Annotated in this window: 17 protein-coding genes; 9 read left to right on the top strand and 8 right to left on the bottom strand. The window is 40.1% G+C overall.

Going from position 1 to position 22,203, the window contains the following annotated elements:
* Window positions 1-29: 29 nt before the first annotated feature.
* The 6 genes from apbC (at window position 30) to EV695_RS07540 (ending at window position 5,451) form a co-directional block, all read left to right on the top strand.
* Window positions 30-1,121 carry an iron-sulfur cluster carrier protein ApbC gene (apbC, locus tag EV695_RS07565; RefSeq protein ID WP_131905340.1) on the top strand — a complete coding sequence of 364 codons (1,092 nt, stop codon included), beginning with the start codon at window positions 30-32 and terminating at the stop codon, window positions 1,119-1,121.
* Between the two features lie 259 nt (window positions 1,122-1,380).
* Complete coding sequence (locus EV695_RS07560) at window positions 1,381-1,872, top strand: LEA/WHy family protein (RefSeq protein ID WP_131905339.1); 492 nt, start codon at window positions 1,381-1,383, stop codon at window positions 1,870-1,872.
* 46 nt (window positions 1,873-1,918) lie between these two features.
* Window positions 1,919-2,485, top strand: a complete 567-nt coding sequence (dcd, locus tag EV695_RS07555; protein ID WP_131905338.1) for a dCTP deaminase — start codon at window positions 1,919-1,921, stop codon at window positions 2,483-2,485.
* 172 nt (window positions 2,486-2,657) lie between these two features.
* Window positions 2,658-3,041 carry a DUF6394 family protein gene (locus EV695_RS07550; protein WP_131905337.1) on the top strand — a complete coding sequence of 128 codons (384 nt, stop codon included), beginning with the start codon at window positions 2,658-2,660 and terminating at the stop codon, window positions 3,039-3,041.
* Window positions 3,042-3,080: 39 nt separating this feature from the next.
* The gene (locus EV695_RS07545) at window positions 3,081-4,964 is read left to right on the top strand and encodes a potassium channel family protein (protein ID WP_131905336.1); all 1,884 of its coding nucleotides are present in this window, start codon (window positions 3,081-3,083) and stop codon (window positions 4,962-4,964) included.
* A complete protein-coding gene (locus EV695_RS07540; protein WP_131905335.1) occupies window positions 4,957-5,451 on the top strand; it encodes a low molecular weight protein-tyrosine-phosphatase in 495 nt (164 codons plus the stop codon). Before EV695_RS07545 ends, EV695_RS07540 begins: the two co-directional genes overlap by 8 nt.
* Window positions 5,452-5,596: 145 nt before the next feature.
* On the opposite strand, the gene EV695_RS07535 is transcribed toward EV695_RS07540, so the two are convergent.
* Window positions 5,597-8,779 (bottom strand): Rne/Rng family ribonuclease, encoded by a 3,183-nt coding sequence (locus tag EV695_RS07535; protein WP_131905334.1) that lies wholly within the window; start codon window positions 8,777-8,779, stop codon window positions 5,597-5,599.
* 591 nt (window positions 8,780-9,370) lie between these two features.
* Between EV695_RS07535 and EV695_RS07530 the strand changes: the two genes are divergently transcribed.
* Together EV695_RS07530 and EV695_RS07525 are read left to right on the top strand one after the other, a co-directional pair.
* A complete protein-coding gene (locus EV695_RS07530; RefSeq protein WP_243651531.1) occupies window positions 9,371-10,429 on the top strand; it encodes an RluA family pseudouridine synthase in 1,059 nt (352 codons plus the stop codon).
* Window positions 10,430-10,447: 18 nt separating this feature from the next.
* Window positions 10,448-11,104, top strand: a complete 657-nt coding sequence (locus EV695_RS07525) for an HAD-IA family hydrolase (protein WP_131905333.1) — start codon at window positions 10,448-10,450, stop codon at window positions 11,102-11,104.
* Window positions 11,105-11,219: 115 nt separating this feature from the next.
* Here EV695_RS07525 and EV695_RS07520 read toward each other — a convergent pair whose 3' ends face one another.
* Window positions 11,220-12,782 (bottom strand): SulP family inorganic anion transporter, encoded by a 1,563-nt coding sequence (locus tag EV695_RS07520; RefSeq protein WP_131905332.1) that lies wholly within the window; start codon window positions 12,780-12,782, stop codon window positions 11,220-11,222.
* A gap of 265 nt (window positions 12,783-13,047) precedes the next feature.
* Window positions 13,048-13,851 (bottom strand): outer membrane protein assembly factor BamD, encoded by an 804-nt coding sequence (locus tag EV695_RS07515; protein WP_243651530.1) that lies wholly within the window; start codon window positions 13,849-13,851, stop codon window positions 13,048-13,050.
* 159 nt (window positions 13,852-14,010) lie between these two features.
* Here EV695_RS07515 and rluD point away from each other — a divergent pair, with 159 nt between their 5' ends.
* Window positions 14,011-15,096 carry a 23S rRNA pseudouridine(1911/1915/1917) synthase RluD gene (gene rluD / locus EV695_RS07510; RefSeq protein WP_243651528.1) on the top strand — a complete coding sequence of 362 codons (1,086 nt, stop codon included), beginning with the start codon at window positions 14,011-14,013 and terminating at the stop codon, window positions 15,094-15,096.
* A gap of 73 nt (window positions 15,097-15,169) precedes the next feature.
* Here rluD and EV695_RS07505 read toward each other — a convergent pair whose 3' ends face one another.
* The 5 genes from EV695_RS07505 to smc all read right to left on the bottom strand — a co-directional run bounded on the left by EV695_RS07505 (window position 15,170) and on the right by smc (window position 21,916).
* Window positions 15,170-16,075, bottom strand: a complete 906-nt coding sequence (locus EV695_RS07505) for a DMT family transporter (protein WP_131905331.1) — start codon at window positions 16,073-16,075, stop codon at window positions 15,170-15,172.
* A 117-nt stretch (window positions 16,076-16,192) separates the two neighbouring features.
* The gene (locus EV695_RS07500; RefSeq protein WP_131905330.1) at window positions 16,193-16,879 is read right to left on the bottom strand and encodes a DUF599 domain-containing protein; all 687 of its coding nucleotides are present in this window, start codon (window positions 16,877-16,879) and stop codon (window positions 16,193-16,195) included.
* 315 nt (window positions 16,880-17,194) lie between these two features.
* Window positions 17,195-17,398, bottom strand: coding sequence for a PA3496 family putative envelope integrity protein (locus EV695_RS07495; RefSeq protein ID WP_131905329.1), 204 nt, complete (start codon window positions 17,396-17,398; stop codon window positions 17,195-17,197).
* A gap of 176 nt (window positions 17,399-17,574) precedes the next feature.
* Window positions 17,575-18,273 carry a cell division protein ZipA C-terminal FtsZ-binding domain-containing protein gene (locus EV695_RS07490; RefSeq protein WP_131905328.1) on the bottom strand — a complete coding sequence of 233 codons (699 nt, stop codon included), beginning with the start codon at window positions 18,271-18,273 and terminating at the stop codon, window positions 17,575-17,577.
* A gap of 106 nt (window positions 18,274-18,379) precedes the next feature.
* Window positions 18,380-21,916 carry a chromosome segregation protein SMC gene (gene smc, locus EV695_RS07485; protein ID WP_131905327.1) on the bottom strand — a complete coding sequence of 1,179 codons (3,537 nt, stop codon included), beginning with the start codon at window positions 21,914-21,916 and terminating at the stop codon, window positions 18,380-18,382.
* Window positions 21,917-22,203: the final 287 nt, after the last annotated feature.

Genomic DNA, 22,203 nt, shown 5'->3' with positions numbered 1-22,203 from the left:
AAAAACAGAAAGTTTTAGGAGATAGATACATGTCGGAAGTTACACGCGAGCAAATAGATACGGTATTACAAGGTATACAAGAACGCTATCTAGAAAAAGATCTAGTTGCTGCAAATATGGTTAAAGATGTTGAGATTAAGGGTGATACCGTATTTGTTCATATCGAACAAAATTACCCATCTGGTGGTTACAGAGATGAACTCGCGGATGAGATTAAAGCTAAATTAGAAGCTGAGTCAGGTATCGCTAAAGCTGAAGTGACGATTGAGCAAAAAATTGCAGCACACACTGTACAAAAAAGTCTGAAGCGTATCGAAGGTATAAAAAATATAATTGCTGTCGCTTCTGGTAAAGGTGGTGTGGGCAAATCTACTACGTCTGTAAATATTGCCTTGGCACTTGCTGCCGATGGCGCTTCTGTGGGCATGCTGGATGCTGATATCTACGGCCCAAGTCAGCCACGTATGCTCGGTATCTCTGGTCAACCACAATCGGATGACGGTAAAACACTAGAGCCAATGATGAATTACGATATCAAAGCGATGTCGATTGGTTTCCTTGTTGAAGAAGATACGCCGATGATCTGGCGTGGTCCTATGGTGACGCAGGCTCTTGAGCAATTACTCAACGATACTAACTGGGGCGAGCTGGATTACTTAATCGTTGACCTACCTCCGGGAACGGGTGATACGCAGTTAACGCTATCGCAAAAGATTCCTGTGAGTGGCGCAGTGATCGTTACGACACCACAGGATATTGCCTTGCTGGATGCACGTAAAGGTCTAAAAATGTTCGAGAAGGTAGAAGTGCCGGTACTTGGCGTTGTAGAAAATATGAGTATTCATATCTGTAGCGAATGTGGACATGCAGAACACATCTTCGGCGAAGGTGGTGGTAAGCGTATGGCGGATGAGTCGGATGTTGATTATCTTGGTGCATTACCTCTGGATTACACAATTTGTCAGCAAGCTGATGAAGGCAGACCAACCGTAGTTGCTGATCCAGATAGTAAGAATACGGAACTATACAAAGAAATCTCACGAAAAATGTCGGCTAGATTAGCCTCTAAAGGAAAAGATTACAGCACGAAATTCCCGAATATCGTTATTCAGAATACGTAATAACACGTGTCTTTTCAGCGTTGCGACTTCTATTTTATAGAAGTTAGCTAACAGTTTGTTTCGAAATGCCCCATAAGGTTTCTTATGGGGCATTTTTGTTTTAATATAGTGCTGATTTTCAAACGCTTATCATTTATTAGTTAACGTTTACTGTCACTTATTTACAATAGGTTATTACTGTTTATAAAGAACGTTTAATAACCTATTCAATAACAAACAATTACTTTCACCACAATCAACAATTAGGGCCTTCAAAATAATGAGAAAAAGTCACCCCCCCACTTATAGCCATTTATTTAGCCAAACTCTATTCGCTAAGTTCTTAGTCCTGGGATTCGCTGTTTTACTCTCCGCTTGTTCATCGAGTGGTATCAAAGGATTGGTGGAGCAACCAACAATTCAAGTACACAAAGTGCAAATGGGTAATTTTAGTCTCAGCGGCGGAAGTGCTACATTTGTTTTAGATATTCAGAATCCTAATAATTTTGCTATTCCATTAACCGGGCTTGATTACGGTCTGCGTTTAAATGGTGTTCAGGTGGCAGAAGGAAGTAAAGCCGAACGAGTAACAATTGGTGCAAAACAAAGCCAAAAACTGGAAATTCCATTGCAATTTAGTTTCGGTAATATGCTAAATATGTTGCCAGGCTTGTTGCGTAATAGAAGTGTCAACTACGATCTTGGTGGATCAATCCACTTACCTTGGTTTAAGATACCTTTTAATCGTGCTGGCAGCACTAATATCCAGTAATAGGGTTATATTCCCTGACTATAACTATTAAACAAGTAGAGAACTTATGAGTATAAAGTCTGATAAATGGATCCGCAGAATGTCGGAACAGCATGGCATGATTGAGCCGTTTGAAACGGGTCAGGTTCGTGAGAAAGATAGCCAGAAGATTGTGTCTTATGGAACATCTAGTTACGGTTACGATGTGCGTTGTGCTGATGAGTTTAAAATATTCACTAACATCAATTCGGCGATTGTTGATCCTAAAGCGTTTGATGAAAACAGTTTTGTCGATATTCAATCTGACGTTTGTATCATTCCTCCAAATTCATTTGCTTTGGCACGTACGGTTGAGTATTTCAGAATACCACGCAGTGTGTTAACCGTTTGCCTGGGTAAATCAACCTACGCACGTTGCGGTATTATTGTAAATGTAACGCCATTAGAACCAGAATGGGAAGGCCATGTGACTTTGGAATTTTCTAACACATCGCCGTTGCCTGCTAAAATATACGCCAATGAAGGCGTTGCCCAGATGTTGTTTTTTGAGTCTGATGAGATTTGTGAAACCTCTTACAAAGATCGTGGTGGTAAGTATCAGGGGCAGCAAGGCGTTACGTTACCTAAAACGTAAACATGGCACTCTAGCGAACCATTGTAGTTTGTAGGGCCACTGATTACAGTGCTTTGGGTATTTGCCATGGCGCTGTAGTTTATGACATGACATAAAAAAAGTGCCTCAAAGTAGGGGGGTGACTTTTATTGGTAATTACCCTACTGATTTCTTATTTTCAAAAGGCTAAGGTATGAATTCAGAAAAAGTCATATTTGCATTTTTTATTGTGTTGGCACTCACACTCAATTTTGGTTTTTTTCTGGGTGGTATGGACAACGCCAGTCATCATAATATCTTCGAGTTGTATGCGGCGCTTGTCGTTAGCATGATAGCAACCATTTTAAAAGTGGGAGATCGAACCCACCTCGGTGCTGTTTTTCTGGCAACGAGTCTGGTTGCCGATTTACAATTAATCGCAGCAGCTATTGTCTGGGGCTATACTGAGCACGTTACCGAGGCTTCACTCAACGGCGAAACCTTATCCATAGTGGTCTCACTGTCAGGCGGTGCTTTACTAGCTAATATCATTTCGGTTGTGCTACTGGTCTCAGAAACAATCACTGTTCGCAGATAGTAGATTGTGGACTTTAATTTAGTCACTATCCGTTGAAACATGTCTAGTCTATTCCATATCCTGTTTCGCCGCTTGCGGTCGCCGCTGTTTGTATTAGTGGTTATCTATGCCATTTCAATACTTGGCTTCGTCATCATCCCAGGTGTTGATGATCAGGGGCAGCCATGGAAAATGTCTTTTTTCCACGCATTTTACTTTGTCAGCTTTATGGCAACCACCATTGGTTTTGGTGAAATACCCTACGCTTTTACCGATACACAACGCTTCTGGGCGTTGATCACCATGTATGCCACGGTTGTTGCCTGGTTATATTGCATTGGTATGCTGCTCAGTATTTTTCAGGATGCTGTGTTCCGTCAGCAAATGAGAATCAATAGTTTTCGTCGTCGTGTAGGTAATATTCGAGAACCTTTTTACATCGTTTGTGGTTATGGCGATACCGGTACGCAACTCACACGATCATTGACTAACGAGCATATTCTTACGGTCGTTATTGATATTGATGAAAACCGTATTACAGAGCTTGAAGGAGATGATTTTAAATCGCCCGTATTTGCACTCTGTGCAGATGCCTCGCAATCTGAATTTCTGGAAATGGCTGGTGTGAAGCACCCATGGTGCCAAGGCATGGTTACCTTGGCAAATGATGATACGGTCAATCTTACTGTTGCTATTGTGGCACAATTGCTCAATCCGGATTTGCGCTTAATTGCTCGTGCTGAAACGCCAGAAGCTGAAGCAAATATTTTGTCTTTTGGCGCAAATGAAGTCATTAATCCGTTTGAAACCTTTGCCTCACGCCTCGCTTTAGCGATTCGATCACCCAGTCTTTATTGTTTGTATGACTGGATGACGGGAATATCCCATCAAGTCATGAAAGAGCCTCCGGTTTTGGCGCAAGGTTTATGGATCATTTCCGGTTTTGGCCGTTTTGGTGAGTCACTGTATGAACATCTGGATGACGAAGATGTTGATTTACGCGTGATTGAATCGGACCGGACAAAAAGAGATCTGCCTGCGGGTACGGTAATGGGTCGAGCCACAGAAGCAGCAACTCTGCGTAAAGCTGGAATAAAAGAAGCAGTTGGTATTATCGGTGGAACTAATATTGATGCGGATAACCTATCCATTTTAATGACTGCACAGGAAGAGAATCCTGATATTTTTAGAGTTGCGCGTCAAAATGAAGATAAGAATGCACATCTCTTTGAGGCAGCTAATCTGGATATGGTGATGCAACGCGGCAGTGTAATCTCAAATACGATCTTTGCCCTAATCAAAACGCCTTTGTTGGGTGATTTCTTACGCATTGTTTCGCGTTTCAAGAATGAGCGTTCAAATGAATTAGTAAGCAGTATCATTGGCGTTGTGGAACAAGATATCCCAGACCTCTGGGAAATCACAGTATGTGCAGAAGAAACGCCTGCTTTGTACCAGATTTTAAAGCAACGACCGTTACTGGTTTCAGATGTTTTATGCGGCAATGAAATGACCGAAGATGGTTCTTATAAGAGAACATTGAAAACACTCCCTCTGTTTCTACGCAGAGGTGAAGGCAATGTGTTGTTGCCAGAAGAAAATCGATTCATCAAAGAAGGTGATCGTTATCTGATGTGCGGCAGCATTAAAGCACGAGATAATATGATGCTTTGCCTCAATAATATTAATATGCTCGAATATATTTTGACCGGTGAGGATAAGCCTTCAGGCTGGGTGTTAAGAAAACTCTGGGAATATAGAAAGGGTGTTGGTGCCACAAGCGTTGATGATAGCTTTAAAGATAGTGACGCTGACGAAGAACTAATAAAAGCAGAAGATGTAACAGAAAAACCTGAGAGAGCAAAAGATGTAAAAAGCCCATCTGATGAAGATAAGCCAACATCTAACGCTCCCTCAGATACAGGTACCAATAAAGATGAGTAAAGAAAAAGTCTCCGTATTGTTTGTGTGTATGGGTAATATATGTCGGTCACCCACTGCTGAGGGCGTGTTTCGTCATACTGTACAGCAAAGAAAACTGATGGATCGTATTCACATAGATTCTGCAGGTACGCATGCCTATCATATTGGTGAGCAACCAGATGTTCGTTCACAAAAAACAGCGCTTGCTAATGGTATAGATTTATCCAGTCAAAGAGCAAGAAAAGTAGAGACTGAGGATTTTCTTAACTTTGATTATATTATCGCCATGGATAATGCTAACCATGAAAACTTAGTGAGTATCAAAGATAGAAATGAATCTAAGACCAAAGCAAAATTACACCTCTTTATGGAATTTGCTTCAGCATGGGATAATAAAGAGGTACCAGATCCGTACTATGGTGGCGGTAATGGCTTTGAGCAAGTGTTTGATATGGTGCAATCCGCATCAACAGGGTTAGTAGAGCATATCCTAAAGAACGATTTGTAAAGTATGCTAAACCAAGTGAAAGCTTAAATAACAAAAAGAATATACATATTCTATTATTAATAAATTCCTAGAAACAAAAAAGCCCGGGAGCATATTGCTCTCGGGCTTTTTTGTTTCTAGCTTTTGGAATTACGGCTTAAGTGATTTATTCACTTGCCTCCTGCGTGGGTGTATTCGACTCAGGTTTTTTTACGACTACTTCAACAGGTTTATCCGAAGGCTCAGGTTTTGTTGCTGAAGAGCTTCTTTTCTTGGTTGTCGTTGTCGCTACTGGCGCAGGCGTTGCTGGTTTAGCAGCAGTCGTAGTTGCTGCATCAGTAGACTTTGCTACTGCAGTATCGCTTTCTGTTTTCTTGGCTTTTGCAGGAGCGCGTTTTTTCGCTGCTGGCTTATCTTCCTTGCTTGCTGCTTTTTTAGTGGTGGCAGGCTTGGTTTTTGCTTTTGCAGGAGTAGACGGCTTATCAGACGCAGTAGCTTTCTTGGTAGTCGTTTTACGTCGAGTCGTCGTTGTGGCTACTTTTGCAGCTGCTGGTTTAGACGTCGCAGAAGCTTCTGTCGATTGCTTGTCAGCGCTTGCTGACTCTTTGGTAGTTGAATTACTGCTTTTAGCTGCTGGTGCGCTTTCTTTAACTGCAGCATTATTTGTAGTTGCTGTCTCTTTAGTCTGCGTAGAAGTTTTAGCTTCTACATTAGCTTCTACATTGTCTTTGTTAGAAGATTTTCTCTTGCTAGCAGGTTTCTTTGCTGTAGCCGTTGTATCAGAAGCATTCGATTCAGTAGATTTAGAGGCTTTTGATGTTCTGGTTTGAGTTTTAGTGGTTGCCTTTGGCGCTTCCGCTTTAGGCGTACTTTCACCTTTATCAGTACTCGACTTTTTTGGCGCATCAGTTTTTACTTCGGCCTTAACTTCTTTAGTGTCAGAAGGCTTAGGAGATGTAGTTGCTGCTGAAGTTGACGTAGTCGCATTAGAGCTTTTTGTGTTTGAAGTCTTTGATGCTTCGGCGGCTTTATCTGTACTAGGCTTTTTATTTGTCTTGGGAGCCGCAGGAATTTTAATCTCAATAGGAGATTGATCCTGTTGGTTCTCAACTTGTTTATTAGTATCAGCAGTATTGGCATTTTCTTTGTCTGAATTAGGCTTACGGTTCTGTCTAGGTGTCTTGTTTTCCTGTTTAGCTCTAGGCTGTTTAGAATTCTGTTTCGGCGCTTGCTGCTTAGCTTGGTTGCCGTTTGTTTCAGCTACTGCATTTTGATTGTTCTCAGTATCAACAGTGTTGTTATTGTTATTCTGATTTTGTCTTGGTTTATTATTGTTGCGTTTAGCTTGCTGCTTCGGCGCTTGAGGTTTTGTATTATCTTTTACGTTGCCGTTAGCTTGCGTATTATTTTGCGGCTTACTATTTCCTTTAGCGTTCTGCTTGGTATTTTGATTGCGATTATTTTTATTCGCATTCGGGTTATTGCCATTGTTGTTGTTATTCGGTTTACGGCGATTATTATTCGAACGGTTATTGTTGTTACGTGAATTAGTGTTACGTGTACGATTGGAGTTGTCGTTACGGTTCTGTTGTGGTTTTTTCTCAGGTCGTTGACGAGTCTTTGGTTCTTCCGCAACTTCTTCTACTTTTTTGCTTCCAAATAAAGCGCTGAAAATTCGAGTAACAACGCCCGGGTTTTTAGTTTCTTGAAGCGCTTGCGGTGAAGGAGCAGGACTAGCAGGAGTGACATTGCTTACAACAGCCGTTTCAACGGATTGTGGCATTGTTTCTTTAGTGCTTTCAGGTTGTACTTCAGGCTTGGTTATCTGCTTATAACTCTGAACAGAAGAATCTTCTACGTCACTTTCTTTGCGACGAACAATCTCATAATGAGGCGTGTCTAATTCAGGGTTTGGCAACACCGTTAATTGCATATTATGACGAGCTTGAATTTCAGTCAGGCTCTTACGCTTTTCATTGAGAATAAATGTCGCCACTTTAACGGGTGTTTGAGCAACAACTTCAACAGTGCCTTCTTTCATTGCTTCTTCTTCCATTAAACGAAGAATAGAAAGCGCCATGGATTCGATACCACGGATAGTGCCTTGACCGCTACAACGTGGACAAACAATCTGGCTCGATTCGCCTAAAGATGGGCGTAATCGTTGGCGTGACATTTCGAGTAATCCGAAACGTGAGATGCGTGAGATTTGTACTCTGGCACGATCGACCTTCAACGCATCGCGTAATTGACGTTCAACGGCGCGTTGGTTTTTATTAGGTTGCATATCGATAAAGTCGATGACAACTAATCCACCGAGGTCACGAAGACGTAGTTGTCTTGCAACTTCGTCAGCGGCTTCAAGGTTATTATTGAGAGCAGTTTCTTCAATGCTTCGGCCTTTAGTGGCACGAGCAGAGTTAACATCGATAGACGTCAGTGCTTCAGTATGATCGATTACGATCGCGCCACCAGAAGGCAGTGTAACTTCACGATGGAAAGCAGATTCAATTTGATGCTCAACCTGATAACGGCTGAATAATGGAACAGTGTCTGTGTAGTGCTTAAGCTTATTCAGATTGTGTGGCATTACTGCATTAATAAAGTCATGTGCTTGTTGATATACACGCTCGTTATCAATAATGATTTCGCCTACGTCTTTGCGGAAGTAATCACGTAAGGTTCTGATGATGACGTTGCTTTCCTGATACAGCAGGCTAGGTGCAGTCGTTTGCTCATGAGCATCTTTGATTGCTGCCCAGAGTGTTTTTAAGTATTCCATGTCCCATGTAAGTTCTTCTAACTCACGACCTACGCCGGCAGTGCGAACAATCGCTCCCATGCCTTCGTCCAGATCTAATTGATCGAGGATTTCACGGATTTTATTTCTATCGTCGCCTTCAATTCTTCGTGATACGCCACCCGCTCTAGGGTTGTTTGGCATCAGTACTAAATAACGACCTGCGAGGCTGATTTGAGTAGTAAGTGCTGCGCCTTTGTTGCCGCGCTCTTCTTTGTCTACCTGGAGTAAAACTTCCTGACCTTCTTTGATTACATCAGAAATCGATGGGCGACCCTTGTTGTTCTTATCGTTTTTCTTTGATTTAGAGGTATTCCAGTATTCGCGAGAAATTTCTTTGAAGGGGAGAAAGCCGTGTCGATCAGCGCCGTAATTAACGAATGCAGCTTCTAAACTTGGTTCTACTCGAGTGATAATGCCTTTGTATATATTGGCTTTTTTCTGTGCTCTGAAAGGATGTTCGATGTCTAGATCATATAGATATTGGCCATCGACCATTGCAACGCGTATTTCTTCTTGTTGTGTCGCGTTTATTAAAATTCTTTTCATGGGTGTACGTTTCCTGTTTTGTATCGGAATTAACCGATGCTACAGCTCACGTATTGCCAGTCAGGATAGGTGTTATATCGTTTTTACAAAACGGTGTTAACTTTTTCTATCTACACAATAAACCACTATAAAATGCCAATGAAGGGCATTTAGAAATGTATTTAAAAGTACACACTAAAATTAAACAAGCTATTTGTCTGATAGCTTTAGAAGTAAATTCTTGAGAATCCCTATTTGGTTTTAGCCCAATCCTGTTTTCAGGTTATTGTTATAACTACAAAATGACTACAAATGTCTCTACAAAATAATTACAATATTTTAAATAATGATGTGTAAGCTCTGAAGGTAATTTTAAGTGTTATTAACTTCAAAATTGTTCTAATTGGCAAGGAGCTGCGTCCTTTAATTATTTATCTGTTTGTCATTTCGACCAGATAAACGCTGTGTTTAAATCAAGTTGATATGAGTAATATCTGATCTTGATTGAGTAAATCTTTTGACTTCAAAAAACATTTGAAAATCAGATATTAATTATATCAATATGGAGGTTTTTCTACAACAATTAAAATATCACTTGTGTAAACTTAACTCATGAAAAATGCATCAGACGTAAAGCCAAAAAACACAACTGCCCAAGATCTTGATAAAAGCGCTATGGCAGATACGAAAAAAAACATGCCTGAAAATGTGTTGGTGCATAAAGTCAGATTCGTCACTATCGATGCATCTCATGCCGGGCAACGTATTGATAATTTCTTGCTGAGAGAATTAAAAGACACCCCACGCTCTTATGTTTACCGTATTTTACGTAAAGGCGAAGTTCGCGTTAATAAGAAACGTGCTAAGCCAACGCAAAAGCTACAAGATCAGGATGTCGTAAGAATACCGCCCGTTTATTTGCCAGTGAAAGAAAAACAGGAAACGATTCCGCAATCGTTTCTGGATGCTTTATCTCAAGCAATCATTCTAGAAGACGATGACATTATTTTAATTAATAAATCTTCTGGTTTAGCCGTTCATGGTGGCTCAGGCGTTCGCTTCGGGCTGATTGAAAGCTTTAGGCAGTTACGCCCTGAACTGCCGTTTGTTGAGTTAGTACACCGTTTAGATAAAGAAACCAGTGGGATTGTCATGCTGGCTAAAAGTAGGGGGGTGCTATTAGAACTGCATGAGATGCTCAAACAAAAACAAATCAATAAGTTCTATCAAACATTGATACTGGGTCAGTGGCATGGTGGCAAACAGCACATTAAAAATCATTTGCAAAAGAATCGTGGCAGTAAGCAAAAAGTACGTGTTGTTAAAGGTGAAAGTCTTGATAAAAGCGATAAAGCAAAAGAGTCCGAAAGTATATTTCGTCCATTAACAGTGTTTCAGAGCTACAGTTTAATGGAAGTTGAACTACTCACCGGTAGAATGCATCAAATAAGAACACAGTTGGCAGATTTAGGAAATCCAGTTATGGGTGACTCTCAATACGGTGATTTCGCTGCTAATCGATCTGCAAAAAAGGAAATTGGATTAAAGCGGCTGTTCTTGCACGCTTATCATCTTAATTTTAAACTTAAGAGTAGTGGCAAAATCTACGATTGTAAGATTGATCTGCCGGGCGAGCTCACTGCCGTCATAGAAAAACTTAAAACAAACTAAACAGACACAAATAAAAATATGGATAAATATTCACTGCTGGTGTTCGACTGGGATGGCACGTTAATGGATTCAAAAACCCAGATTGTTAATTGTATGCAATCTGCAATTTCTGAATTAAGTCTGGAATCCCGAACCGATGTAGAAATCAGCAATATTATTGGTTTGGGGCTTGAAGAGGCAATAAGTTCGCTTTACCCAGATTTGAAGCCGAAAGAAATACAGCATGCTTGCCAGACTTATCGTGAGCATTATTTGTTTAAAGACAAAACACCAAGTCCACTGTTTGCCGGCGTAGAAGATGTACTCAAAGGACTCAAAGAGACCGGTTATGAATTGGCTGTGGCAACGGGCAAATCACGAAGAGGTCTAGAGAAGGGCTTATCAGAAACAGGTTTGCATGAGTACTTTCCCATCACACGCTGTGCGGATGAGACGCGCTCTAAGCCACACCCTCAAATGCTTGAAGAAATATTAGTGGATTATAATACGGATGCTAACAAGGCGCTGATGATTGGTGACAGCGAATACGATTTACAATTGGCAAATAATGCGAAGGTAGATGGTTTTGCGGTGAGTTACGGCGTGCACGATTTACTGCGATTGCTTAAACAGGGGCCAGTAGGGTTTATCGACGATATCAATCAACTACCTAAATGGTTGAACGATCACACCTAATATTGTTTTAATTAAGCGTGACTCTCTAAACAACTATTATTGTTGTTGCCTTGTATGGCACCTTGTCACTTTAAAAAAAGTGCCCCAAAGGTGGGGGGTGCCAATACTCAATAATCTATTTTAGATTTAAGCCAGAATTTACCTTATCTGCCACATTATCTGCAGCGACATGATAATCAGGGTCTTCAACAACATTCACTTCAACTAATGGGCCTGCTTTTTTGAGTAGCAGGCGGCATTCTTTACTAAGGTGTTTGATATGAAGACGCTTACCCGCACGATCGTATCGATCTGCTAATTTTTCGATGGCTTCTAATGCTGAATGATCTGCGATACGTGAATTCTTGAAATCTACAACGACATCGTCAGTGTCATCTTTTGGGGTGAATATTTCCTGAAAATTGCTGATAGAGGCAAAGAATAAAGGCCCACTAATTTCATAAACTTTATTACCCATGCTATCCAAATGGGTAACCGCATCGATATGTTTTGCATGCTCCCAGGCAAATACTAAAGCAGAGAGAATGACGCCTACTATTACTGCAAGTGCCAAATTATCAGAAGCGACAGTAATGGCTGTAACTGCAACGATAATGATCCAGTCAGATAATGGAATTTTGCCCAGTAAACGCAAGCTACCCCATTCGAATGTGCCAATAACCACCATAAACATTACGCCAACCAGTACCGCAATCGGAATCACTTCAATCAGCGATGAGGCATAGAGAATAAAGATAAGCAAAAATATAGAGGCTGAAATGCCTGAAAGACGACTTCTACCGCCTGACTTTATGTTGATGATGCTTTGTCCAACCATGGCACAACCACCCATACCACTGAACATGCCAGTGACAGTATTTGCTACGCCCTGACCAATACATTCACGATTAGGATGACCTGTTGTTTCTGTTAACTCATCAACAAGGTTAAGCGTTAGCAAACTCTCGATTAAACCCACAAGTGCCATGATAATGGCGTAAGGGAAAACAATCTTGAATGCTTCCCATGAAAGATCGACTTCTGGTAAATGGAAAGGAGGAAATACACCTTTAATAGAAGCCATGTCAGCAACAGTTCTGGTGTCCAGATTTAAGCCAATAACCAGTAAGGTACCAACAATAATAGCAGCAAGTGTTGATGGGATCGCTTTAGTGAAGCGCGGCAAAAACTGAATGATTGCCATAGTAATAACGATTAAAATAATCATGATATAGAGTGCTGAACCAGCAATCCATTCGTGCGTATCATTAGGGCCTGGTACTTTGAAGTGTTCAAATTGTGCGATCAATATGACCAATGCCAGTCCATTTACAAATCCTAAAAACACGGGGTGTGGTACAAGCCGTATAAATTTACCCATTTTTAAAATGCCGAAGATGATCTGTATCAGCCCCATCATCATGACGGCGGCAAACAAATACTCCTCTCCATGAGTAAGCACTAAGGTACCAACAACTACGGCAATAGCTCCGGTAGCGCCAGATATCATCCCTGGGCGACCACCAACAATAGAAGCGATTAAACCAATAGTGAAAGCGGCATATAAACCAGTTAATGGATGTAAATGAGCAAGAATGGCAAAAGCAACAGCTTCTGGTACTAGAGCAAGCGCGACTGTGAGCCCTGAAAGTAAGTCATTTTTAATGCTTTCAGGACGTTTTGAAATTATGCTAAACATGGGAAATTACTGGCTTTATGATTTTGGGCGGTAGTATACAGTTTTTTAATAAAGATAATACCTCTTCTCAAAATATAAGATGAGTAAGTGGCTATTTCTGTAAATTTTTATCGATTAACACACAAAAAAAGAGCCTCCAAATGGAAGCTCTTGATGTTTTATCACTGATCTTTTCGTTTTAACTAATGATTCCTTAGTTATTTTCAGTTAATTGTTTACTGATAGTTAGTAGAAAACATTAACTAAAAAACATTAACTTAATAAACTATAAGCATGAAAACTTGGTTTTTTGCGGGAAGTTCAATTTAATGATTCTCATTGTGTCTTCAGCAAGTCCTTTTTTGCCTAACTTTCTTGAAGCACATACTTTGATTTGAAGTGCTTCAATAACCGCCGGCGTTCCCTGATGGTGTTTGATTGTGTAATCAGCTCGATTAAAAGCTGCAAGGTAAGCACCACGCTTCATATAATATTTAGCAACATTCACTTCTGATTCGCCCAACGTGTTCTTCAGGTAGTGCATGCGTTTCTTGGCATCAGCTGCATAAGGACTGTTCTTGTGTCTTGTGATGAGAGTTGAGAAGTCCTGAAAGGCTTCTTTCTGGCGCACACCATCTAAATCAGAAAAATTACGTGGGAATACTTTATCAATGATACTTCCACCACGGCTGTAGTTAACCAGACCGCGTAAGTACAAAGCGTAATCCATACGAGGGCTTCTTGGGTAAACACGCATATAACGATCTATGGTGTCTAACGCAGTATCAGGTTCATCGTATTTGTAGTATGCGTAGGCTTGTTCTAGAAGCGCTTGTTGTGCGTAACGCCCTAATGGATATTTCGCTTCTAGCGCTTCATACTTTTTAATTGCTTCTTCGTAGTTCTTCTCATCCATAGATATTCTGGCATCTTTAAACAATTGCTGTGCAGTTGCTTTAGAATCTTCCGCGGATATATCCTTCTTTTTTTGTGAGCATGAGCTAAGCATTACAGAAAGAATTATCATCACGGCCACAACCCAGATGGACTTAGACTGATTGTGATTAATAGATGGTTTAAATATGTTCATGAAAGGCCCTTGGTTAATATGTGCTTGTTTTATTTTCAGTTCTTTTATCTGCTTAATTATACAGCAGTTTAATTATTAGAACAGTATTACAACATTCTGTATAAATATTACCTTATAATTGGAAGTTGTATGCAGAGAAGTGGTCAAAAAAACGTGAATATGAGTAATAATGAAAGTGATGTCGAACAAAATGCTGAAGATTTGTCAAAAATGAATGCGGATAGTAGCGCTGACAACAGTATGGAAAACATCACTGAAAACAGCACAGACAACAGAACAGACAACAGCACAGAGAATAATCAGATAGTATTTTCGATACCCGAAGAGTATCTGGGCGATAGATTAGACCGCGTTGTCGCTGAACTGTGTCCACAGTTTTCACGAAGCCAATTACAAAAATGGATTAAATCTGGCGATATTCGTATCAATAATAAAGTGGCTAATGTAAGAGACAAAGTCATCGGCGGTGAAGAAGTTATTGTTACCCCGGTATTACAGCAGCAAACCTACGATTTACCCGAAGCAATTAAACTCGATATTGTCTATGAAGATGATCATTTATTGGTTATCAACAAACCAGCTGGTTTAGTTGTACATCCCGGTGCTGGTAATCAGACGGGTACCCTGGTCAATGGATTGCTCGCGCATAACTCTGCACAAGAGAACTTACCCAGAGCTGGTATCGTACATCGGCTCGACAAAGACACCACTGGTTTGATGATGGTGGCTAAAACTCTGGAAACGCACACCGCACTGGTCAACCAATTACAAGAGCGAGAAGTAAAGCGAGAATATCTAGCTCTTGTGTGTAAAGAAGTGATTGCCGGCGATACTATCGAAGCAAACATCGGTAGGCATCCACAAGATAGAAAGAAAATGACGGTGCTCACTAGTGGTGGCGGAAAGACTGCGATTACGCACTATCGTGTAGAGCAAAAGTTACTTCATCACACGCTACTAAGAGTAAATCTTGAAACGGGCCGTACCCATCAAATACGCGTTCATTTGGCTTGGAGGCACATGCCTATCCTGGGTGATAGAGTCTATGGGGGACGCTCTCGAGTCCCTGCAAATATTGATGGTGAATTACGCGAGCAATTGCAAAAAATGAATCGCCAATCATTGCATGCAACCCGCTTAACCATTATCCATCCTCACACCGAAGAAGAGATGTCGTGGCAGGTTGATATGCCAGCTGATATGCAGTTATTGGTTGATCGATTGCAGATAGATAAGTATGAATAAAAGACATTATTGCTCATAATGTCTAGCGGAAAAAAACGCCTCAAAGTAGGGGGGTGGCTTCAGTATTATTTAACTATCTGGCTTTAGATAAACTCAACCACAATCCCATGGCAATACAACAGCCTCCTGCTAGGTGGAATAACTGAATCGTTTCTCCCAGAAAAGCAATCGCCAAAATAGCACCGAAAAATGGCATAAGATGAATATATTGCCCGCCTTTTGCAGCGCCTATTTTATTTAAACCGTAGTTCCAGGATAGGTAAGCTATTATCGATGGGAAAATCGCTATATAGAAAACAGCTTTAAGCATTTCGCTGTTCCAGGTGATATCAGGTTCGTTTAACGGATTCCACAAGGTCACGGGATAAAGAATTATCGTGCCTATAATAATCAAAGTGCCTAAAAATGCCATGGCTGACATTTCTTTTGGTCTTAGATATTTCAGTAAAATTGAATAAAGCGCCCACACTAAAGCTGCGAGCAACATCCATAAATCACCTTTGTTGACGGTGAGATGTTGCAGCACTTCTATATCAAGGCGAGTGATAATGGCTATGACACCTAACAGTGAAACTAAAACTCCCAATACTTGTTTTACATTTATTTTCTCTTTAAAAAAGACACCAGAAATAACAAAAATAAAAATAGGTATGAATGAATTCAACAAGGTAGCGTTGGTTGCCGTGGTGTATTGCAAAGCCACGTATGCAATGGAGTTAAAGCAAGTGATACTTAAAAAGGCGAGCAATACCAGCCCCCAAAAATGTGCTTTGATGATATGACGCTGTTGCCATATAGGCTTAATTATAAAAGGGAGCAGCAGAAAGAAAGCAAGCAACCAGCGCGAGAATGATAAGCCCAAAGGCGCGTGTGCATCTGCAACCGCTCTTCCTACTACAAAATTACCCGACCAGAACAAAGGCGGGAGTAGTAAAATGAAGTAGGCGCTGAAATCAGTCTTGTCTGTATTGTTTTGCATTATTTACCGCTTATTTATAAATGGATTACTTATTTTTAATGATATTTAGATTTTAACTTTACTTGGTTATTTGATATTGCTTTGAATTTCTTCCTGATCTTCTTTCTGACTTTCTTACTAGTTTTCTTCCATGGCCTGTAACGTTCTTGAAGAGAATTCACGACGATAAATAACGCGAGTGACTAACAAGGTTGCTGCAATAAATGCAAAGGGATGTATAAACCAGGCAAGTGCTGCCAATGCATATTCAAAACCACGCATCCCATCTATAAAATGACGACTGGCGCGATTAATGACTGTACCTAATTTATCCGCATAGGAGCGTAATTGCTTATCGGTATTAAAGACGCTTGGTGCGGCACCAATGATGATGACAGTATAGTTGTATTGCCTGATTGACCATACCAGTTTAAAGAATATGAAAACAAAGATAAGGATAATCAGGAGTAATTTGATTTTCCAGAAGGGCGCTGATACATGCATCGCAAAAGGAATGTCATCAACGACTTTCATAGCTTGGTCTATTACACCAAAAACAGCGATTAAACTGGCAAGTACCAGTAAACTGGTAGATGCAAAAAAAGAGGTACTTCGCATCAAATGACCAACCAGGGCGACATCCGAGATACGATTATCCCGCTCCAAAAGATTGATCATCCACTGGTTACGGTAGCTTTTAGATAAACTATAGAGGGTGTTTTTTTCTTTGATTTTATAATGGTTACTAATCCAGTTGATGCTGAACCAGCAGGATAAAAATAAGAATACGGCAACGATATCCGACAAGGATATATCGGAAGGCATAGCGACTCCTCAATAAAATACAAAAATAATATGCCGATATTATAGTTAAGTCTTGGATATAAATATCCAAACATTTATTGAGTTTTGAATTTATTTATAAAAATGAGTGACGATTAAAAGATAAGAGCAAAACAGTATAACCAGTATTTAAAAGTATAAAATACGTTTTATGAATATCTGGCTTTCACCACTTGCTGCACAGGCAATAGGTGATGTTATTAGCAGTCAGAAAGTCTGCATATCAAGCTAATGCTTAATTAAGCAATTAGACAAGCACTTATCTGCTTACCAACTTACTTCTGCCTAACAGTATGCTCAGTCTAATAAGTAATCATCATCGAATACTTCTTTAAGGCTTCGCTCTAACGCTTTGCGCTCAAGATAATCTTCGATGTTTCTACGCACGACATGCGCTTTGATCTTCTTGTCTGACTTATCATCACTGTCGACATCTTCCAGATTTGGAATAATTTCTTTGTCGTCTAAATCCGGATTCAACGTTTGATCATTGTATCTCATAGTTCTACCTTCCCCTGTTAGCAGTCTTATTGTTATTGTTTTATTAAAAGCTATTTTTGAATAAGATAAGATCATTAGCTGAACTTATCTTGTTATACATTCTTAATGTATGGGTCTCATTATAGTTAGTCAAGCTTAACGCCAGATGAGCGGTATTAAAAAATATTAAATTTTATTTAATTTAATAACATTTCTTTATCTTGTTGAGTAAGTAGTTGTTGTTTATCGTTTTTTAATACGCCATTTATATCATTAGCAAGGTTTTCTGCGGTCTTTAAAAGAATAGATACTGCTGTTTTTCCATCAACTTTGTTGTTAGGAAGCATTACAACGGATAAACCAGCGAGTTTTTTGTTGATTAAGTCGTGGCTTGTTAATGTCCATGGGTCGACGCCATTAGCAATTTTGAACAAGCTTTTAGCGTCTAAAGCATCATCAAAGTAATGATATATATCATTGTCGCCTAATTGTAAGCCATGATGAGCTAAAGCAGGTTGGATCAGATTACCATCGAGTCCCTGTTCATCCTGCGCTGAGATAAACAGGACAATTTGTTGCTTTAATGGCTGAATCTCAGCAGGAGATGTATTCGATTTCGTGCCAGATGCATTCTTTAGTGTACTTTTATCCGCCGCTGCAGATTTTACTTTCTCGTAATACACTTCAGTTTTTGCAGTCTTCGTCGGTTTAATACCATCACGCGCAGGTATATCATCAAGAATAGACGTGAAAGGCTCACCATTATCTTCTTTGATATCGGGTAATAACGATACGTCTTTATTTGGCAATTTACTCTGAGAAATACGACTTAATAAGTAAAGCGCGATTATAAAAATGATACCGACAATGGTGATTAAGATACTGGTTATATTCATCGTTTACTCTTGATTAACTTATATTCTTTTACTGAGGCTAATTTAGAAGTGCCTTGTTATTACCGGTAGTTATTCTTACTGATAACTTTAGTGCTTATTGATAAGCTTATTCTTCCACCATACGAGATGCTTCGTTAACATCGACACTCACTAATCGGGAAATTCCTGGCTCTCGCATCGTAACACCAACGAGATTTTCAGCGAGTTCCATGGTTGTTTTATTATGCGTGATAAAAATAAACTGTACTCTATCAGACATCTTTTTTACCAACTGACAAAAGCGTCCTACATTGGCTTCGTCTAATGGCGCGTCAACCTCATCTAACATACAAAAGGGTGCTGGATTCAATTCGAAAATAGCAAACACCATCGCCACGGCAGTTAACGCTTTTTCACCACCAGACATCAGGTGAATACTGGAAATACGTTTGCCCGGTGGTTGCGCCATAATCGCGATACCTGTGGTCAACAAATCGTCTCCGGTCATTTCAAGATGGGCTTTACCGCCACCAAATAATTGCGGGAACATATCCTGAATTCTCGAATTTACTTTTTCGAAGGTTTCTTTAAAGCGGCTTCTGGTGTCTTTATCGATTTTAGCAATGGCTGTTTCTAACGTTTCCAGCGCTTCCATCAGGTCAGCATCTTGCTTATCCAGATATATCTTACGCTCACTCTGCGTTTTAAATTCTTCGATCGCTGCCAGGTTAATCGCACCAAGTCTGGATACTTTAGTCTGTATGCTTTCCAATAAGTTCTTGTGAGATTCTAATGTGATGTTCTCATCCATTTGCTCTGAAAGTGTTTCAAGATCAAATTCAGTTTCATCAAACTGCTCTTGCAAGGTTTGTTCACGAACACTCACTTCCTGCCATTCCATTTTTAGGCTTTCGAGCATGGTTCTATAGCGTTCCACTTCCTGCTCTGCCTGGTGGCGTTTCTGTTCGAGTTCTCTTACCGTATTATCAATGAGTTGTAAGGCATCTCTGGATTTTGCTAATTCTGTTTCGACGTTCTTGCGTTTTTCTAGTTGTATCTCTAGTTGTTGTGCTGAATTTTCAACCGAGTCTACGTCGGTGGTGTTATTTTGCTCGACAAGTTGAATTTTTCTTTCTTGCAGCAAACTCAAACGTTCATCAAGTCGATTTAATTGTTGTTGTGCGCTGCTTTGGGTTGTTTTGAAACTCTCAACTTTAATTTGTGTTTGCTGTGTTTCAGAACCTAGTTGTCTGGTTTGTTCTTTTAATCGATTTACTTCTTCAATTAATGGCGCATCTTTACCTTCAATGTCCACTTTTTCTGATTCTAATGTTTCCAATAAGGCCAACGCCTGATTGCGTAGGTGAGTCGCACTTTGATGCGATTCCTGATTAGTCATTTGTTGAATTTCTAATTCTTCAACTTCTGCAAGCACACGTTGTTGGTTGGATTCAGTTTGTTTTATGCGGTTTTCACTGGCATAAATGACAGATTGCGCTTGCGACTCTTCACGATGTAATTCATTCAAACGCGTTTGTAATTCAGATTGTTGCTCTTCTAACGCTTTTCTGTGTTGTTGTCCGTTTTCTAGCGACTCTTCATGAGTGTTTAATTGTTGTTTTGTATTTTCAATCAGTGCCAGTGTTTCGTCGATTTGTTTTTGTCGCTCTAAAACACCTTCGTGCTTGTTGCCAGAATCATTCGCTTGTTTCTTTAGCCAGTTCGCCCCTAATATAATCCCTTCTTTGGTGATAAATACTTCACCCGGTTTTAAGGAATGTTGTTTAGAGATAGCTTCTTCTACAGACTCCGCACACTTAACGTTAATCAGCAATGCATGTAGATAATTTGGTTTCTCCACTTTTTCCGCAAGGCTTCCAGAAAAACTGCCTGTAAGTGGGGGGGTGTCTTTATCATTTTTTATGATGAAAGAAGCCGATACATCTGGCGCATTTGCCATTAATAGCGTGAGTTTTTCTTGTGATTCTAATGGTTTTGACTGAAGCAGGTCACCAAGAACGGTTTCTAGTGCTTTTTCCCATCCTGATTCAATCTCTATTGATTCAGCTAATGCAGAAACATCATCAAGCCTATTTTCTGTCAACCAGCTCTTTAACTTTTTAGCGGCTTTATTGTTACTGTCTTTTCCTAAACCAGCTCGTTGCAATACTTCCAGCGAGGACAGTTTGCCACTCAGACCCTGTAACTCAGAACGTGATTCCTGAAGTTGATTTTGCAGGGTTTTATTGTTTTCAATCTGAGCGCTTAGCGCTTCTTTGCAACGGTTAAATTCTTCCTGAACTTGTTTTGATTTCTGTTTTGTTTCCGCAAGCAGTTCTTGCTGTTTAAGCAGTTCTTCTTTATGCGAGTCGGTATTAAAAATACCTTTATCAGTATTCAGTTTGATCAAGCGACTAGCGATTTGCTGCAACTGGTTTTCTAACTGTTCCATACGGGCACGTTCTACCTGTGCTTGTTGTGCAGGTTCAGCCAGCTTCTGCTGCAGTGAGCTCCAGCTTGACTGCCATTCTCTGAGTTTGGCTTCTGCTTCGTTTAGCGCTTCTGTTGATGCAGTAAATAATTCCTGCTTTTCTTCAAGAAGTGGTTCCAGTATTTCCAATTCTTGATTAGCACGCTCAAATTGCTTGCGGTCTTCTTCTGCATGAATATTTGCAGCATTTATTTCACTATCAACCTGATTTAAATCGCGTTGATGTCTTTCAGAGAGTTCCTTTTGATGCTGAATACTTTGCTCTAAGCGTGAGATTTCAGCGCCAATTTGATAGAAGTTTGCTTGAACGGTGTTGAAGTTTTCATTGGCTTCGGTGTGTTCAGAGCGTTTTGCTTCAATCTGATTTTCTAGTGAGCGTTGTTCAGAAAGCTGGGCCTGATGGGTCGTTGCCTTTTCATTGATGGTTTCTTGTCTGCTTAAGATATCTTGCTTTACTTTATTCAAGCGCAGCAAAATCAATTCAGCATTGACACGACGCTCATCCTGTTTAAAGGTTTTAAATTTTTCAGCCGCTTTAGCCTGTCTGTTTAAATGCGATAATTGCTTTTCTAATTCTTCTCGAAGATCCGTTAAACGATCAAGGTTTTCACGCGTATTTTTTATTCGCCGTTCTGTTTCGCGACGTCTATCTTTGTATTTAGAAATACCTGCTGCTTCTTCCAGGGTATTTCTCAATTCTTCTGGTTTGGCTTCAATTAAACGTGAAATCATGCCTTGTTCGATAATCGCATAACTTCTGGGGCCAAGACCTGTTCCGAGGAAAATGTCGGTAATATCGCGACGGCGACAACGGGTACCATTTAAAAAGTATTTTGATTGTCCGTCTCTTGAAATGAGTCTTTTAATACCTATCTCTGAAAACTCGGCATATTCGCCACCCAGACTAGCATCTGAGTTATCAAACAATAGTTCTATTGAAGCTTGGCCAATTGGTTTTCGTGAGGACGATCCGTTAAAAATAACGTCATCCATAGAGGCGCCACGCAAGTGTTTTGCAGAGCTTTCACCCATAACCCAGCGAACAGCATCTATGGTATTGGATTTGCCACAACCATTGGGCCCAACAATGCCAGTTAAATTGCTGCGCAGGTCAATTGTTGTAGGATCAACAAAGGACTTGAAGCCGGCTATTTGTATCTTGCTTAAACGCAATGTAGGGGAGGTGAAGTAAAGGACATAGGCGGGTAATAATAGGTAAAGAACACCTGTGTTTCAATAAAAACATAATCTCATTTAATCGTGTGTATTTGTTACAGAATTAAACAAGGACTGCGGTGAACTCTGATCCTATAACAGAGCACTTATATATCGTTTTAACGGCTTGATTTCTTAGTCAACAAATCTCATTAATTACTTTCGTTGCTGGGATTTCTAATGAATCAATCGAGAGTTATTTTATATCGTTCTATGCCAAGTTTATTTTATCCACTTAGCAACTG

Origin of the sequence: Cocleimonas flava (assembly GCF_004339015.1) — a bacterium.
In the GTDB taxonomy this organism is placed as follows: domain Bacteria; phylum Pseudomonadota; class Gammaproteobacteria; order Thiotrichales; family Thiotrichaceae; genus Cocleimonas; species Cocleimonas flava.
Note: the sequence above shows the minus strand (reverse complement) of the source record. Positions and strands in the feature narration are given on the sequence as shown.